The following is a 17,006-nucleotide window of genomic DNA, read 5'->3' as shown; positions in this document are numbered from 1 at the left end:
CCTCCGTGTGGTTTGAATCAATAACACACACTTATAGTATGGATAAATTTTAATCTGACCTGGAATTTTTGCCGAGTTTTTTGATCCCCGGCAACAAGCTTTACAATTGCTAACAGTCGGCGTGAAACAAGGCGTTACGCAGCGGTGACGACCCGACAGGTCGCGGCCTGGTTCTTCTCTTCAAGCATTTGCCGTAACACACTGTGCCCAAGGTTATTTTGCCAGGTGAAGCTATTTTGCAGTACCACCACCGCAAAGTGATTCACCCGATCAATACCAATATAACTGGAGTAACCGCCGATATACCCGACCTGATAAGTGATGGACTGCTCGCCATACGTGTCCGTCACCCAGGCGATATTGGCGGCTTCTTTGTCGCGTGGGTAATAGACGCGCATCGTATCGTCAATCGCTTTATCCAGCGTGTTATCGCCGGTGTTATCCAGATGGGCGGCGGCATACGTCAGCAAATCCGCGGTGTCGGTGTACAACCCTCCCGCGCCAAGCATGTTGCCGGAAAACTGCCAGTCCGGCACCACTTGCCCACGCGGAACAAATTTAGGCTGACTCCCCGCATGACCAATGGCGCGCTGAGGATAACTTCTTAATTTCTGTGGCGTAAAACTGCTGTTTTGCAGCTTCAGTGGATCAAAAATCAGCGACTGAACCAGTTGATCGGCGCGTTGCCCGGTCTGGTAACTCAGCACGTAATCCAGCACAGCATAACCGAGGTTGGAATAACGCGGCTCATTGCCGGAAGGTTTTGCGAAATCAGCCAGATCGGCGACCACATCGTCGCTATCAAGATGGGCGTAAAAATTCTCGCCGTTGCCGAGATAACGAATAAATGCAGTCAGCATCGGCAAATCCATATTCTGCCGTGGCAAACCGGAAGTGTGCGTAACCAGCTGCAGCAAGGTGATTTTTTTCGCGTCAGCACTTAATGGCACCGACGGTGGCAACAATGTTTCAAGGGTATCCGTCCAATGCAAACGCCCTTGCGTCACCAGTACTGCCGTCGCTTCAGCGGTCATGCCTTTACTGAGCGAGCCAACGGCAAATAGCGTATGTTCATCAACCGGGAATTGATGCTCGTTATCAGTGACGCCAAAATGCCAGTAATGGCGCTGCCCGCTGGCGTCTATCACCCCAACCACCATCGCGGGGGATTGCTGCTCAACCATGGCGGGAAGCCACTGGTTGATATCGCGTGGCTCCGTTGCACCACAAACTCGCTGTGCTTTTTGCGGCACTTCGGCTTCGGGCGCGACGTTCGACAACGTTCCACACCCCGCCAGCGTAAAACTGAGCAGCAGCGTACTAAGGCAACGGTGTGGATTCTTCAATTAGTTCGCCGCCACACAAGGCTTGGCATCGAGGCCGATGAACATCGTGCGGTTTTCACCGACTTTCTTCAGGCCGAAATTGCTGCTGTGGTAGCGGTAAAACGCCTGTCCGCCGCTCATACGTTGGTAGGAATAACGGTCGCCGTTGTACCAGGCATAATCGCCATCGATTGCCAGTTTCTCGCCACCACAAACAAACTTCTGCGCCGTGGCTGGCGGGGTGTTCAGCGGCGTAGGAATAATGTTGCAGCCGGATAACAGCAAGGCACCGGCCAGCATCCCGGAAAGGGCTATAATTTTTCTCATCATGTGATTATCTCTTTAAGCGGGACGTTAAGAATAAACAAGGCGGGAAAGATAATAGAGCCTGCGCCAAAGGTAAGCAAAAACTAAGGCGACGTGATGATTCTGAAATTTCATTTGTGCGCCGAAAAAAACAACCAGTAGAGCCACATCCAAAACCCGTGTAGAATCGCCCGGTTTTTATTTTCTGTTTACTTTGTGAGCGTGACCCGTATGCAACAACCCCGTATTGGCTTTGTCTCCCTCGGCTGCCCAAAAAACCTCGTTGATTCTGAACGGATCCTGACTGAGCTGCGCACCGAAGGTTACGATGTAGTGCCTAGCTATGATGATGCCGATATGGTTATCGTTAACACCTGTGGCTTTATCGACAGCGCCGTACAAGAGTCGCTTGAGGCTATCGGCGAAGCGCTGAACGAAAATGGCAAAGTGATTGTGACCGGCTGCTTAGGGGCCAAAGAAGATCAAATCCGCGAAGTGCACCCTAAAGTTCTGGAAATCACTGGCCCGCACAGCTACGAGCAGGTTTTGCAGCACGTTCACCACTATGTGCCAAAACCAAAACATAACCCGTTCCTGAGCCTGGTGCCGGAACAAGGCGTGAAGCTGACTCCACGTCACTACGCTTACCTGAAAATTTCCGAAGGCTGCAACCACCGTTGCACGTTCTGCATCATCCCATCCATGCGTGGTGATTTGGACAGCCGCCCAATTGGCGATGTGCTTTCTGAAGCCAAACGTCTGGTTGATGCGGGCGTGAAAGAGCTGCTGGTTATCTCGCAGGATACTTCCGCTTACGGCGTGGACGTTAAGCACCGCACCGGTTTCTACAACGGCGAGCCGGTGAAAACCAGCATGGTCAGCCTGTGCGAGCAGCTTTCCAAACTCGGCGTCTGGACGCGTCTGCACTACGTTTACCCGTATCCGCACGTTGACGATGTGATTCCTTTAATGGCGGAAGGCAAAATCCTGCCGTATCTGGATATCCCATTGCAGCACGCCAGCCCGCGCATTCTGAAGTTGATGAAGCGCCCTGGTAGCGTGGATCGCCAGTTGCAGCGCATTAAGCAGTGGCGTGAAATCTGCCCGGACTTAACGCTGCGTTCCACCTTTATTGTCGGCTTCCCAGGCGAAACCGAAGAAGACTTCCAGATGCTGCTCGACTTCCTGAAAGAAGCGCGTCTGGATCGCGTCGGCTGCTTCAAGTTCAGCCCGGTTGAAGGTGCGACCGCTAACGAACTGGCCGATCCGGTGCCGGAAGACGTGAAAGAAGAGCGCTGGAACCGCTTCATGCAGTTGCAACAGCAGATTTCTGCTGAACGTCTGCAAGAAAAAGTGGGCCGCGAAATTCTGGTGATCGTGGATGAAGTTGACGAAGAAGGCGCGATTGGCCGCAGCATGGCGGATGCTCCAGAAATCGACGGCGCGGTTTATCTGAACGGCGAAACTAAACTGAAACCAGGTGATGTGGTGCGCGTGAAAGTTGAAAACGCGGACGAGTATGATCTGTGGGGTTCAGTGGTTTAAGTTTACGCCCTCACCCTAACCCTCTCCCCCAGGAGAGGGAATTGTTCGGTTTTCTCCCTCTCCCCCTGGAGAGGGAATTGTTCGGTTTTCCCCCTCTCCCACGGGAGAAGGAATAGTCCCGTTTTCCCCCTCTCCCTCAGGGAGAGGGCCGGGGTGAGGGTTGTTTTTACTACCCTTTTATCTTGGGATCCAACGCATCCCTCAACCCATCTCCCAGCAAATTAAATGCCAGCACCGTAAGGAAAATCGCCAGACTCGGGAAGATAGCCACATGCGGCGCGATCACCATATCCGCTCGCGCTTCGTTAAGCATCGCGCCCCACTCCGGCGTCGGCGGCTGTGCGCCTAAACCTAAAAAAGACAAACTCGCCGCCGAAATAATCGACGTGCCGATGCGCATGGTGAAATAGACCACAATCGACGAAACCGTGCCCGGCAGAATATGGCGGAAGATGATGGTCGCATCCGATGCGCCAATGCTGCGCGCCGACTCGATAAAGGTCTGATGTTTCAGCACCAGCGTGTTGCCGCGCACCAGGCGGGCAAAGGCGGGAATACTGAAAATCGCCACCGCGATAATCACGTTCGACATGCCGCTGCCCATCACCGCAACAACAGCAATCGCCAGCAAAATCCCCGGAAAGGCAAACAGCACGTCGCAAATGCGCATAATCACCCTGTCCCACCAGCCTTCGTAATACCCCGCCAGCAGGCCAAAGAACGTGCCAATCAACGCGCCGATCAGTACCGAAAACACCCCGGCTGCAAGCGAGATTTGTGCACCGACTAACACGCGGCTAAAAATATCGCGCCCGAGGGAATCCACACCGAACCAGTGCAGCATCGACGGGCCATCGTTAAGCCGGTCGTAGTCAAAATAGTTTTCCGCATCGAAGGGTGAAATCCACGGCGCAATCAGGGCAATGGCAATCAAAAACATCACGAATAACCCGGCCATCATCGCCACCGGTTGTTTGCGTAAACGGCGCAGAAATTCGTGCCACGGCGTGCGCACCTGGTTTGGCCGAACTATCGGCATTGCGTTCAGTACCGCCTGGCGTCGCCAGTTAAAGAGTCGCATCCTTACTTGTACCTGATAGCCGGGTTAATGGCGGCGTACAGCAAATCCACCACTAAGTTGATGACAATAAATTCCAGCGAAAACAGCAACACTTCCGCCTGAATCACCGGGTAGTCGCGCATTTCGACTGAATCCACCAGCAAGCGCCCAAGCCCTGGCCAGTTAAAGACTTTTTCGACCACAATCGAGCCGCCGAGCAAGAAACCGAACTGGAGTCCCATCATGGTGACGACGGGGATCATGGCGTTGCGCAGGCCGTGTTTGATCACAATCAGCGTTTCGCTCACGCCCTTGGCGCGGGCGGTGCGCATGTAATCTTCCTGCAAAACATCGACGAACGAAGCGCGGGTAAAACGAGCCATCACCGCCGCCACTGCCGCGCCGAGGGTAATCGATGGTAAAACGTAGTGCTGCCAGGAATCCGCGCCAACGGTCGGCAACCAGCCCAGCTCAACGGAGAAAACCTGCATCAGCAACATGCCGAGGGCAAACGCCGGGAATGAAATGCCCGAAACCGCAATCGTCATGCTGAGACGGTCTGGCCAGCGGTTGCGCCACACGGCGGCAATAATCCCGGTGAATAAACCGAAGATCACCGCCCAGATCATACTGGTCATCGTCAGCCAGAATGTCGGCATGAAGCGGCTGGCGATTTCTTCGGAAACCGGGCGACGCGACACCATCGAGGTGCCGAAATCCCCTTGCACGATGTTGCCGATGTAGTGCAAAAACTGCTGCCACAGCGGTAAATCCAGCCCCAGTTGTTTGCGCACCATGTCAATCACGGTGGCATCGGCTTCCGGCCCGGCGATTAAACGTGCCGGGTCGCCGGGGAGCATGTGGACGAACAGGAACACCAGCACCGCCACGATCAGCAGCGTGGGAATCAGGCCCAGCAGGCGTTTGAGGAAATAGTTAAACATTGGCCTGTCTCACTGTTTTATCGCCCTCACCCCGGCCCTCTCCCCCAGGGAGAGGGGGGGAAACCGGTAGGGTGAGGGCGTAAACGCACATCAAAAACCATCACTCTTTCAAATCTGCATCGTCAAAACTAAAACCGGTATCCGGCATCACATAAAAACCGCTGAGGTTCTTGCTGTGCGCGGAAACCAGTTTTTCGACCACCAGCGGCACCCACGGATTTTCCTTCCAGATGGTGTCCTGCGCGTCTTTATACAGCTTCGCTTTATCGTCACGATTGGTGGTTTTCAGCGCCTCGGTCAAATCTTTATCCACCTGCGGGTTGCTGTAGAACGCGGTGTTAAACAGCGTTGGCGGCCAGTTAGATGACGCAAACAGCGGCGACAGCGCCCAATTGGCTTCGCCCGTCGACGCTGACCAGCCGGTGTAGAACATTCTCACGCCGCTCTCTTTCTGGCCTTTGCCTTCCACTTCCGCAGCACGCTGCCCGGCGTCCATCGCCGTGACTTTCACTTTAATGCCGACCTGCGCCAGTTGCTGCTGCGTGAACTGCAATACTTTCTGCGCGGTGCTGTGGTTATGCGAAGACCAAAGCGTGGTTTCGAAACCGTTTGGATAGCCCGCTTCTTTCAGCAGTTCGCGTGCTTTTGCCGGGTCATACGGCCACGGTTTATATTTTTCCGCGAAGTCGATAGACGGTGGCACCACGCCTTCGGCTGGCGTGGCGTAACCGGCAAACGCCACTTTCACCAGCGCCTGGCGGTTAATCGCGTAGTTGATCGCTTCACGCACTTTCGGGTTATCAAACGGCTTTTGCGTCACGTTCATGCTGAGATAACGCTGCATGATGGACGGCGATGCCACCAGCTCCAGCTTGTCGTTTTTCTCCAGCACCCCGGCCTGCTCGTAAGGAATTGGGAAAGCAAACTGCGCTTCGCCAGTCTGGAGCATCGCCGCGCGGGTGTTGTTATCCACCACCGGACGCCAGGTGATGGTGTCGAGTTTAGGCAAACCCTGTTTCCAGTAACCGTCGAATTTCTTCACCTTCACAAAATCGGTCTGGTTCCAGGTATCGAGCTGATACGGGCCAGTGCCGACCGGGTGGAAGCCAATTTCTTTGCCGTATTTTTTCAGCGCCGCCGGGGAAATCATCGCCGTTGCCGGGTGGGCGAGAATATTAATAAACGCCGAGAACGGCTGTTTAAGGGTGATTTTCACGGTGTTGGCGTCAACCGCTTCTGTTTTCGCAATCGCCTTATATAGGTTGTAGCGCTTGAGATGGTTTTCAGGATTGCTGGCGCGGTCGAGGTTGACCTTCACCGCCTCGGCGTTGAAATCGGTGCCGTCCTGGAATTTCACCCCAGGGTGCAATTTGATGGTGTAAACCAGCCCATCGTCAGAAACGGTGTAGCTTTCCGCCAGCACGTTTTGCAGTTTCATCTCTTTATCCAGGCCAAATAAGCCCTGGTAAAACGACTTCGCCACCGCCTGCGACAGCGTATCGTTGGCGTCATACGGGTCAAGCGTGGTGAAGTTAGATGCCACCGCGACAACCACATCTTTCGCCGCGAATGCCGGGGCGGCCAAAACGCTGGTCGCCAGACCCGCTGCCAACAGCCATTTTTTATTCTCGAATACGGTCATTGTGTTCTCCGGAATTGATTTTTATCTGGACTGAGCAACAAAGTGCCCTGGCCCAACATTCACAAGCGTTGCAACATGCGGTTCACTCCCCAGTTTATGCGTGGTGCTGGGGATCTCATCAGAAAGCAAAACGGGTTTCGGGCGGCGGTGCGCGGGATCTGCCACCGGAACTGCCGCCATTAATTTACGGGTATACGAATGTTGCGGATTTTCAAACACCGCGCGCCGTGGGCCAATTTCGACAATTTGCCCGAGGTACATCACCGCCACGCGATGGCTAATCCGTTCAACCACCGCCATATCGTGAGAGATAAACAGATAAGCGATGCCAAATTCGCGCTGGAGATCCATCATCAGGTTGATGATTTGCGCCCGAATCGACACGTCCAGCGCCGAGACGGATTCATCGGCAATCACTACTTTTGGGTTGAGCGCCAGCGCCCGGGCGATACAAATGCGCTGGCGCTGGCCGCCGGAAAACTCATGCGGATAACGCCAGGCGTGTTCCGCCTGTAGACCAACGCGTTCCAGCAACCAGGCCACGCGCTGCTGCGCCTGCTCTTTGGGCATCACGTTGTGCACCAACAACGGTTCCATGATCGAGTAACCGACCGTCAGGCGCGGGTCGAGCGAGGCATACGGGTCCTGGAAAATAAACTGAATGTCTTTGCGCACATGCTGCATGTCGGCGTTGGAAAGCGTGTCGATGCGTTGGCCGTTGAAGTGAATGCTGCCGCCCTGGGTTTCCACCAGCCTTAACAGCGCCCGCCCGGTGGTGGATTTGCCGCTTCCCGACTCCCCCACCAACCCCAGCGTTTCACCGGGCCATAAATCAAAACTGACCTTTTCAACTGCGTGCACGCGGCTGGTGACGCGGTTAAAGATGCCGCTGCGAATATCAAAACGGGTGACTAAATCTTTGACTTGCAGAATGGGGACGGAACCTGGCGCGATGGTGTCCTGGTCATTTTCCGCTTCGGGATTGTCGGTGTTGGCCAACGCAAACTTGCGCGGTAAATCATGGCCATTCATCGCCCCCAGGCGCGGTACAGCAGCTAACAATGTTTTGGTATACGGGTGAACCGGCACGTTAAAAATCTGCTCCACGGTGCCGGTTTCTACCGCCTTGCCGCGATACATCACCAACACGCGGTCGGCGATATCCGCCACCACGCCCATATCGTGAGTGATGAATATCACGCCCATTTGCATTTCATCTTGCAGGACACGAATAAGCTGGAGAATTTGCGCCTGAATCGTCACGTCCAGCGCGGTGGTCGGTTCATCGGCAATCAGCACCGCCGGGCGGCAGGAAAGCGCCATGGCGATCATCACGCGCTGGCGCATACCGCCGGAAAGCTGGTGCGGATAACGCCCCAGAATCGCTTTCGCTTCGGGAATGCGCACGCGTTCGAGCATGCGTTTTGCTTCTTCCAGCGCTTCATTTTTGCCTAAGCCCTGATGCAAACGGATAGATTCGGCAATTTGCTCACCCACCGGGAACACCGGGTTAAGCGAAGTCATCGGCTCCTGGAAAATCATCGCGATATCCGCGCCGCGCACACGGCGCATTTGCGAAGAACTCAACTTTTCCGGCTCGATCACCTGGCCGTTGCGACGGCGCAGCAGGATTTTATCGCTTTCAACCTGGTTGGCGGTCTTTTCCAGCAGGCGCATTAAGGCCAGCGCCGTTACTGATTTGCCCGATCCTGACTCCCCGACAATCGCCAGCGTTTCGCCACGTTTTAGCGTAAACGACAGATCCGACACCGCCTGGATATCAGCATTTTCCTGGCGGAAGCTGACATTGAGTCGGCTTACCGACAGCACTTCGTCATCGGGCAATTCGCGGCTGTGGGGCATCAGCTCTCCTGGCTTTGATAAATTCCGACGCTCGGAGCATCGCCGACATAACCGTAGCCGCGATACATTCCTTCGCTGTTAAATGGCAACGCCACGTTGCCTTCGCTATCAATGGCAATCACTCCACCGCTGCCCTGCAACGCCGGGAGTTTTTCCATCACCACGCGTTCTGTGGCCTGGTGCAGGCTTAGCCCGCCGTATTCCATCAATGCTGCGATGTCGTAAGCGGCGAGCGTTTTCATAAACACTTCGCCAGTTCCGGTGCAAGACACCGCAACGTTGGCGTTATTGGCGTAGCAACCCGCGCCGATAATCGGTGAGTCGCCCACACGGCCTGGCATTTTGTTGGTCATGCCGCCGGTGGAGGTGGCGGCTGCCAGGTTGCCGTGTTTATCGAGTGCGACCGCGCCGACGGTGCCAAATTTGGTGCCGGGGTTAATCGGCTCATCGTGATCCAGCACGGTTTGCTGGTTTGCTCGGGCGCTTTGTAATTGATCCCAGCGCTGCTGAGTAAAGAAGATATCGGGCGAAACCGGCTCAAGCCCCTGCTGTTCGGCAAAGTTTTCAGCCCCTTTGCCAATCAGCAAAACATGCGGGCTGTGTTCCAGCACCTTGCGCGCGGCAAGAATCGGGTTGCGAATATGGCTGACGCCCGCCACCGCACCCGCTTCCAGCGTGTTGCCGTCCATGATGCAGGCATCGAGTTCGTGGGTGCCGTCGTGGGTAAAGACCGCGCCAATTCCGGCGTTAAACAGCGGGCATTCTTCGAGCATACGCACCGCTTCGGTCACCGCGTCGAGGGCTGTTCCACCCGCTTCGAGCAACGCCTGGCCTGCTTCAACAATTTCCGACAGCGCCTTAATATAAAGCAGCTCTTTTTCGGGGCTGAGTTGCGCGCGAGTGATGGCTCCTGCGCCACCGTGGATAGCAATTACTGCTTTGGTCATATCGACGTAGCCCTGTCATGTGAAGTCCGGTTTTACTTTCTCTATAAATATCAGATTAGTCGAACCGGCTTGAGACGATTTTTGAATATAGAAAGATGTAAATGTGATGTAAAGGAAAACGGCGTTCCTGATTACCCATAATGGGACATTCAGCCAAAGGCGTTTCTCTGCCATAATGTCCGACATATTTTTCCCCCGCGCCGCAGGAGCTTTCATGGAATTTACCGCCGGGCTTATCCCGCTTGAAACCGCAATGGAACAGATGCTTTCGCGTATTGTTCCTGTCACCGAATCTGAGTCCATCCCTTTACTGAAGGCTTGTGGGCGCATTACGTCGCACCCTGTCACTTCTCCGATTGATGTACCGGGTTTTGATAATTCAGCAATGGACGGTTACGCGGTGCGCCTGAAAGATCTGGCGCTGGGTACGGCGTTGCCGGTGGCGGGTAAAGCCTTTGCCGGGCAGCCTTTTGCCGACGAATGGCCGGAAGGCACATGCATTCGCATTATGACTGGCGCGCCGGTGCCGCAAGGAACCGATGCCGTTGTGATGCAAGAAGAAGCCACCGTGACGGAAAGCGGTGTGCGCTTTAACGAAGCGGTGAAAAACGGGCAAAACATTCGCCTGCGCGGTGAAGATATTCGCCAGGGCGGCAGCGTGTTGCCTGCGGGTAAAAAGCTGACGGCGGCGGAATTACCGCTGATTGCCTCGTTGGGTATTCCGGAAGTCGCGGTGTTGCGTAAAGTTCGCGCGGCGGTGTTCTCTACCGGCGATGAACTGCAACTGCCGGGCACGCCACTTGGCGACGGTCAAATCTACGACACCAACCGCCTGGCGGTGCATATTATGCTCGAGCAACTGGGATGCGAAGTGATTGATTTGGGGATTATTCGCGATGACCCGGAAGCGCTGCGTGCGGCATTTATTGACGCCGACAGCCAGGCCGATGTGGTGATCAGCAGCGGCGGCGTGTCGGTGGGTGAAGCGGATTACACCAAACAATTGCTCGAAGAGTTAGGCGAAGTCGGTTTCTGGAAACTGGCGATTAAACCGGGCAAACCTTTTGCTTTCGGTCGCCTGCAAAATAGCTGGTTCTGCGGATTGCCGGGCAACCCGGTTTCTGCGGCACTGACGTTCTATCAACTGGTTCAGCCATTACTCGCCAGACTCAGCGGCCAGCAGGGTAACGCCCTGCCGCCACGCCAGCGCGCGCGTACCGTTGGGCGTTTGAAAAAGTCTCCGGGCCGCCTCGATTTCCAGCGTGGCATGATGCGCACCGGCGAAGACGGGCAATTAGAAGTGTTGAGCACCGGCCACCAGGGTTCGCATATTTTCAGTTCTTTCAGCCAGGCCAACTGTTTTATCGTGCTGGAGCGTGAGCGCGGCAATGTTGAAGCGGGCGATTGGGTTGAGATTGAGCCGTTCAACCATTTGTTTGGAGGCTAACGATGGGCGCTGAGCTGAGCGATCAGGAGATGCTGCGCTATAACCGCCAGATTATCCTGCGCGGTTTCGATTTTGACGGCCAGGAAGCGCTGAAAGCCGCCCGCGTGTTGATTGTCGGGCTTGGTGGCCTCGGTTGCGCCAGCGCACCGTATCTGGCGGCGGCGGGCGTCGGGCATTTGACGCTGCTCGATTTCGACACTGTGGCGCTGTCGAATTTGCAGCGCCAGACGCTGCATCGCGATGCCACCATCGGCCAGCCAAAAGTTGATTCTGCAAGAGATGCGCTGGCGGCGATAAATCCGCATATCACACTGGAAACGGTGAATGCGCTGTTAGACGAAGCGCAGTTGCTGGAATTGATTGCTGAGCACGACCTGGTGATGGATTGCACCGATAACGTGGCGATTCGTAATCAGTTGAATCAGTGCTGTTTTACGCTGAAAAAACCGCTGGTTTCCGGCGCGGCGATTCGTATGGAAGGGCAAATCAGCGTCTTTACGTATCAGGATGGCGAACCGTGTTACCGCTGCCTGAGCCGCCTGTTCGGTGAGAATGCCCTCACCTGCGTGGAAGCGGGCGTGATGGCCCCGTTGGTGGGTGTTATCGGCTCATTGCAGGCGATGGAAGCCATCAAACTGCTGGCGAATTACGGCACGCCTGCGAGCGGGAAAATCGTGATGTACGATGCGATGACCTGCCAATTCCGCGAAATGAAACTGCCGCGCAATCCGCAGTGTGATGTGTGTTGTTCTCACTCATCATAAAGCCCCACGCTACTGACCGCCGTATGGCTCTTATTCGGGCGAATACGGCGCACTGAATCGCGCACCACCAGCATGCCATTGAGCAATAAATTCCCCACTGGCGCATCCGGGCGAATCAAGCGTTGCTGGAGAATATGCACCGCTTCTTCGCCTAACTGGTCACGCGGAACGTGTACCGAAGTCAGCGGCACATCGTGAATCGCGGCCAGGTTAAAGCCGTCGATACTCATGACCGAAATGTCATGCGGCACGCGCAAACCGGCATTTTGCAGCGCACTCACCGCCCCCGCCGCCATAAAATCTCCGCCTACTAGCAAAGCCGTTGGCAACTGGTGGCGCGGCGTTCTTTCCAGAAAATCAGCAATCAGCTTTTCACTCTCTTTGGCGCTAAAACTTTGTGCGGTGATCAGATGCTGCGCGTCATCAAATTGCAGATTATTGGCATCCCAGGCGTCGCGAATGCCCGCCAGCCGTAATTCCATGGTGTAGCGCCGCAAGCAAAGCAATGTGACTACCGATTTATGCCCCTGCTCGAACAGATAACTCGCTGCAAAGTCGCCGATCAACTGATGATCCGGCGCGACTCCCGGCAGGCGCATTTTGCGATCGCGGCAGTTGATCAACACACACGGCTTGCCGAGATCCACCGCCAGATCGTGAATATGCGGATCGTCGATGCCGAGCAAGATCGCCGCTTCGGTTTCTACTTCATTCATTTTGCTCAGGAACATGTTGGCGTCGCTGTCGTTTTCTTCCAGCGCGCAATACCGCAGCCGCACTTCGTGGGGCAAAAGCGCCTTACTCAGCCCTTGCGTCACGCGATAATAAAAGACGTCAGACCGCTCATCGAAGGCACGTTGTGGCGCAAAAACGACCAGACTGTTAAGTAACATGCGCCCCGCAGCCATGCCCGCCAGCACGCCTTTTTGCCCGGCGCAGTTTAAAACCTGCTGGCGCGCCTGTTCGCTGGTGTTGGATTTCCCGGCCAGCACGCGTGAAACCGTGCTGATAGAAAGGCCGGTTTCCGCTGCAATTTCGGCGATTTTTAGCTTTTTACTCATTATGTGATCTACGCCCATTTCAGCCATGAAAAATTTCTCATGACGAAGTGTATGGCTTTATCACTGGATTTTTCGTTACCAAACGCACGTATTTGGCTTTCATATGAAAATTTTTGCACCGAAGTCGCTATTGAGCAATTTCTAACTGTTTTACGCTCTCTCCACTGCCGCAACTGAGCCTGCCTGTTCGCGGCAAGAAGCACATAAAATAATTATTAATCAAATAGATACAATTTTCACAATTCAAATTGTGGCAAACATTCCGATAGACACTGCTTCTACGTGGAGAACGACATGAGTCATGGCATAAATCCTGGGGTTACCGCCGTTAAGGCCAAACGCACTATTAAAAACCTGCGCTGGTGGGTTCTGGTGCTGTTCCTGCTAGGCGTTACCGTTAACTACATTACCCGCAACTCATTGGGCATTTTGGCCCCAGAACTGAAATCTTCTCTTGGGATTACCACTCAGCAATATTCTTATATCGTCGGCGCGTTCCAACTGGCTTACACCGTGTTCCAGCCTATCTGCGGCTGGTTAATCGATGTTATCGGCCTGAAGCTAGGCTTCTTAGTCTGCGCAGGTATTTGGGCCGTGGTTTGTGTAATGCACGCCGGAGCCGGAAGCTGGTTGCAACTGGCGATTTTGCGCTTCTTTATGGGTGGCGCAGAAGCTGCCGCCACGCCTGCTAACGCCAAAACCATTGGCGAATGGTTCCCGAAAAAAGAACGCCCGATTGCCGCAGGTTGGGCAGGCGTTGGTTTCTCGATTGGTGCGATGCTCGCGCCGCCAATCATCTATTTTGCGCATGCCTCTTTCGGCTGGCAGGGCGCGTTTATGTTTACCGGCGTGCTGGCGATGTTATGGGTGATTTTGTGGTGGCTGTTCTATCACAACCCGGAACAACACCCGAATCTGAGCAAAGAAGAACTCGCTTTTATCAAACAAGATAACGAGCCTGATGCGGTAAAACTGCCGTTCCTGACCGCGCTGAAAACCGTCGGCAAAAACAAACGTTTTTACGGTATCGCGATCCCTGCATTTATGGCTGAACCGGCCTGGGCCGTATTGAGCTTCTGGGTGCCGCTGTATCTGGCTTCAGAGCGCGGTATGGATTTGAAGCAAATCGCCATGTTCGCCTGGCTGCCGTTCCTCGCCGCAGACCTAGGCAGTGTCGCGAGTGGTTATCTGACTAAGATTTACACCCGCTGGTTTGGCTGCTCGCGCACTAACTCCATCGTGGCAAGTTCTGTGACCGGCGCATTCCTGATGATTTCCCTGGCGTTAGTTGCCCTCACCAAAGACCCGTACATCACCATCGCGTTGATTTCCGTCGGTGGCTTCGGGCACCAGATTATCTCCTGCATGTTGAGCGCGCTGGTGGTGGATTCCTTTGATAAAGGCCAGATGGCGACGGTCAACGGCATGCGCGGTTCTGCCGCCTGGATTGCCAGCTTCTTATTCTCACTGCTGATTGGCGTCACCGCCGACAAGATTGGCTACAACCCTTTATTTATCGCCATGGGCTTCTTTGACCTGATTGGCGCTGTATTCCTGGTTTCCTTTATTGCTGAACGCCGCACCAAGCGCGCCTGAAATGGATTGTGAACGATGAAAACTTTGAAGAACTGGACACTGTTGAATTCTGATACCAACCACGTTGAGTTAAGCGTGGACGGTAAACACCGCCTGAACCTGTTTGTGCTGGAGCAAGGCATGTTCCGCGTGTTGATTAAGCGCGAAAACAAGCTGGCGCTGAACCGCACGTGGAGCATCGCGCCAGAGAATGACGTGCCATGGGAAGGCCGCGACCGCGAAAGCTTGCAAGGTTTTACGCTGCCAGGTTTTAGCGTTGAAGAACTTGATGATACGCTCCGCGTGAGCAGCGATAAACTGCGCGTCACCGTTCACCAGCCGCTGTGGCTGGAGTGGGAATATAAGAACGAGAACGGCGAGTGGCAAATGCTCGCCAGCGACCGCCCGACCAGCGCGTATCTGCTGAATGCTCACGGCGACGGCGTGGCGCACTATCAGCGTCGCTTTAAAGAAGAACAGTATTACGGTTTAGGCGAAAAAGCGGGCCCGCTTCAGCGTACCGGTAAGCGTTATGAAATGCGCAACCTCGACGCGATGGGCTATAACGCGGAGTCTACCGATCCGTTGTACAAACATATTCCATTTACCATTACGCGCCGCCCGGACGTAAGCTTCGGGATGTTTTACGACAACCTGAGCAGTTGCTGGCTGGATTTGGGCAACGAAATTGATAACTATCACCTGCCCTACCGCCGCTGGCAGGCAGAATCGGGCGATGTCGATTATTACTTGTTCCTCGGCCCGCAAGTTTTAGACGTCACCAAAGCGTTTGTGCGCCTGACCGGTAAAACGCTGTTTGGCCCGAAATGGAGCCTCGGTTACAGCGGTTCAACCATGCATTACACCGATGCGCCGGACGCGCAAAACCAGCTGATGAGCTTTATCAAACTGTGCGACGAACACGCGATCCCTTGCGATTCGTTCCAGCTTTCATCCGGTTACACGTCGATTAATAACAAGCGCTACGTATTCAACTGGAACTACGACAAAGTGCCGCAGCCGAAAGTGATGAGCCAGGCGTTCCACGACGCGGGCATCAAACTGGCGGCGAATATCAAGCCGTGCCTGTTGCAGGATCACCCGCGCTATCAGGAAGTGGTTGAGCAAGGTCTGTTTATTAAAGACTCCGAACAAGATAGCCCGGAGCGTTCAATCTTCTGGGATGACGAAGGTTCGCACCTCGACTTCACCAATCCGGCGACGGTGAAATGGTGGCAGAACGGCGTCACCACGCAATTGCTGGAAATGGGCATCGACTCGACCTGGAACGATAACAACGAATACGAAGTGTGGGACGGTGAAGCACGCTGCCACGGGTTTGGTGAAGAGATCGCCATCAAAAATATCCGTCCGGTGATGCCGCTGCTGATGATGCGCGCCTCGCTGGAAGCCCAGCAGGCATTTGCACCAGAAAAACGCCCGTATCTGATTTCCCGTTCCGGCTGCGCGGGCATGCAACGTTATGTGCAAACCTGGAGCGGCGATAACCGCACTAACTGGAACACGCTGCGCTACAACACCCGCATGGGCGTGGGCATGAGCCTGTCTGGTTTGTATAACGTGGGCCACGATGTCGGCGGTTTCTCAGGCGACAAGCCAGACGCTGAGCTGTTTGTGCGCTGGGTACAAAACGGCGTGATGCACCCGCGTTTCACTATTCACTCATGGAATGACGATCACACGGTGAACGAGCCGTGGATGTATTCGTCGGTCACTCCGGCGATTCGCAGCGCGATTGAAACGCGCTATCGCCTGCTGCCGTATTTCTACACCCTACTGTGGCAGGCGCATGCCGACGACGAGCCGATGCTACGTTCAACATTCCTTGACCACGAACACGACGCGAAAACTTTCGAAGAGTGCGACGACTTTATGCTGGGTCGTGATTTGTTAGTGGCAAGCGTGGTTGAAGAAGGCCAACGTGAGCGTGAAGTGTGGCTGCCGGAAAACGGCGCAGGCTGGTACGACTATTACACCGGCCAGTGGTACAGCGGCGGCCAGACTATTGTGGTTGATGCGCCGCTGGAACGCTTGCCGTTGCTGGTTCGTGCGGGTGCTGCTCTGCCGCATTCGGCACGCATTACGCATGTCAAAGCGAGTGCAGATAATGTGCGCGAGCTGAAAGTGTATCCGCTGCAAGGCACAGGCGTTTCTCACGGTAGTCTGTTTGAAGATGACGGCGAATCATGGGGTTATCAGCAAGGCAATGCACTGTGGCTGAACTGGGAAATTCGCTGTACTGCCGATGAGATTCAGGTGGCGTTTAGCCGTAAAGGGGATTATCAACCGGCCTGGAAAGAGATGAAGTTAACGCTACCAGCGGGTGAAAAACGCCGTTTGGTGGTGGATGGGAAAGAGCAGGATTTCTGGAAGTTTTAATCGCTAACCCTCACCCCGGCCCTCTCCCTCAGGGAGAGGGAGAAAACCGTCAATCCCCTCTCCTGGGGGAGAGGGAGAAAACCGTTAATTCCCTCTCCTGGGGGAGAGGGTTAGGGTGAGGGCCTTT

General features: G+C 54.8%; 13 protein-coding genes. 5 read left to right on the top strand and 8 right to left on the bottom strand.

Features of this window, described 5'->3' with window-relative positions:
• Window positions 1-134: 134 nt before the first annotated feature.
• Both D6029_RS13685 and D6029_RS13680 read right to left on the bottom strand, forming a co-directional pair.
• Complete coding sequence (locus tag D6029_RS13685; RefSeq protein ID WP_208642682.1) at window positions 135-1,346, bottom strand: serine hydrolase domain-containing protein; 1,212 nt, start codon at window positions 1,344-1,346, stop codon at window positions 135-137.
• Entirely contained in the window at window positions 1,347-1,655 is a 309-nt protein-coding gene (locus D6029_RS13680; RefSeq protein WP_147365236.1) for a hypothetical protein, read from the bottom strand.
• A gap of 207 nt (window positions 1,656-1,862) precedes the next feature.
• Here D6029_RS13680 and rimO point away from each other — a divergent pair, with 207 nt between their 5' ends.
• Entirely contained in the window at window positions 1,863-3,176 is a 1,314-nt protein-coding gene (gene rimO / locus D6029_RS13675) for a 30S ribosomal protein S12 methylthiotransferase RimO (RefSeq protein WP_120065282.1), read from the top strand.
• 169 nt (window positions 3,177-3,345) lie between these two features.
• Here the strand turns inward: rimO and gsiD are convergent, their stop codons facing one another.
• From gsiD to iaaA, 5 genes are all read right to left on the bottom strand, one after another.
• On the bottom strand, window positions 3,346-4,257 hold the full coding sequence (gene gsiD, locus D6029_RS13670) for a glutathione ABC transporter permease GsiD (protein ID WP_120065281.1): 912 nt from the start codon (window positions 4,255-4,257) through the stop codon (window positions 3,346-3,348).
• A gap of 2 nt (window positions 4,258-4,259) precedes the next feature.
• The gene (gene gsiC / locus D6029_RS13665) at window positions 4,260-5,180 is read right to left on the bottom strand and encodes a glutathione ABC transporter permease GsiC (protein ID WP_120065280.1); all 921 of its coding nucleotides are present in this window, start codon (window positions 5,178-5,180) and stop codon (window positions 4,260-4,262) included.
• Between the two features lie 100 nt (window positions 5,181-5,280).
• On the bottom strand, window positions 5,281-6,822 hold the full coding sequence (gene gsiB, locus D6029_RS13660; RefSeq protein ID WP_120065279.1) for a glutathione ABC transporter substrate-binding protein GsiB: 1,542 nt from the start codon (window positions 6,820-6,822) through the stop codon (window positions 5,281-5,283).
• A gap of 21 nt (window positions 6,823-6,843) precedes the next feature.
• Window positions 6,844-8,685 (bottom strand): glutathione ABC transporter ATP-binding protein GsiA, encoded by a 1,842-nt coding sequence (gsiA, locus tag D6029_RS13655; RefSeq protein ID WP_120065278.1) that lies wholly within the window; start codon window positions 8,683-8,685, stop codon window positions 6,844-6,846.
• Window positions 8,685-9,632, bottom strand: coding sequence for a beta-aspartyl-peptidase (gene iaaA / locus D6029_RS13650; RefSeq protein WP_120065277.1), 948 nt, complete (start codon window positions 9,630-9,632; stop codon window positions 8,685-8,687). The genes gsiA and iaaA overlap by 1 nt, the downstream gene beginning before the upstream one ends.
• Window positions 9,633-9,846: 214 nt before the next feature.
• Here iaaA and moeA point away from each other — a divergent pair, with 214 nt between their 5' ends.
• Together moeA and moeB are read left to right on the top strand one after the other, a co-directional pair.
• Window positions 9,847-11,079, top strand: a complete 1,233-nt coding sequence (moeA, locus tag D6029_RS13640; RefSeq protein WP_120065275.1) for a molybdopterin molybdotransferase MoeA — start codon at window positions 9,847-9,849, stop codon at window positions 11,077-11,079.
• A 2-nt stretch (window positions 11,080-11,081) separates the two neighbouring features.
• The gene (gene moeB, locus D6029_RS13635; RefSeq protein ID WP_120065274.1) at window positions 11,082-11,843 is read left to right on the top strand and encodes a molybdopterin-synthase adenylyltransferase MoeB; all 762 of its coding nucleotides are present in this window, start codon (window positions 11,082-11,084) and stop codon (window positions 11,841-11,843) included.
• Here the strand turns inward: moeB and D6029_RS13630 are convergent.
• Window positions 11,831-12,904 carry a LacI family DNA-binding transcriptional regulator gene (locus tag D6029_RS13630; RefSeq protein WP_120065317.1) on the bottom strand — a complete coding sequence of 358 codons (1,074 nt, stop codon included), beginning with the start codon at window positions 12,902-12,904 and terminating at the stop codon, window positions 11,831-11,833. The two genes, moeB and D6029_RS13630, sit on opposite strands and share 13 nt — an antisense overlap.
• A 294-nt stretch (window positions 12,905-13,198) precedes the next feature.
• Between D6029_RS13630 and D6029_RS13625 the strand changes: the two genes are divergently transcribed.
• Window positions 13,199-14,500 carry an MFS transporter gene (locus tag D6029_RS13625; protein WP_120065273.1) on the top strand — a complete coding sequence of 434 codons (1,302 nt, stop codon included), beginning with the start codon at window positions 13,199-13,201 and terminating at the stop codon, window positions 14,498-14,500.
• Window positions 14,501-14,515: 15 nt separating this feature from the next.
• Complete coding sequence (locus D6029_RS13620; protein WP_120065272.1) at window positions 14,516-16,879, top strand: glycoside hydrolase family 31 protein; 2,364 nt, start codon at window positions 14,516-14,518, stop codon at window positions 16,877-16,879.
• Window positions 16,880-17,006: the final 127 nt, after the last annotated feature.

The organism is Buttiauxella izardii (assembly GCF_003601925.1).
In the GTDB taxonomy this organism is placed as follows: Bacteria; Pseudomonadota; Gammaproteobacteria; order Enterobacterales; family Enterobacteriaceae; genus Buttiauxella; species Buttiauxella izardii.
This window is presented reverse-complemented; position numbering and strand designations above follow the sequence as displayed.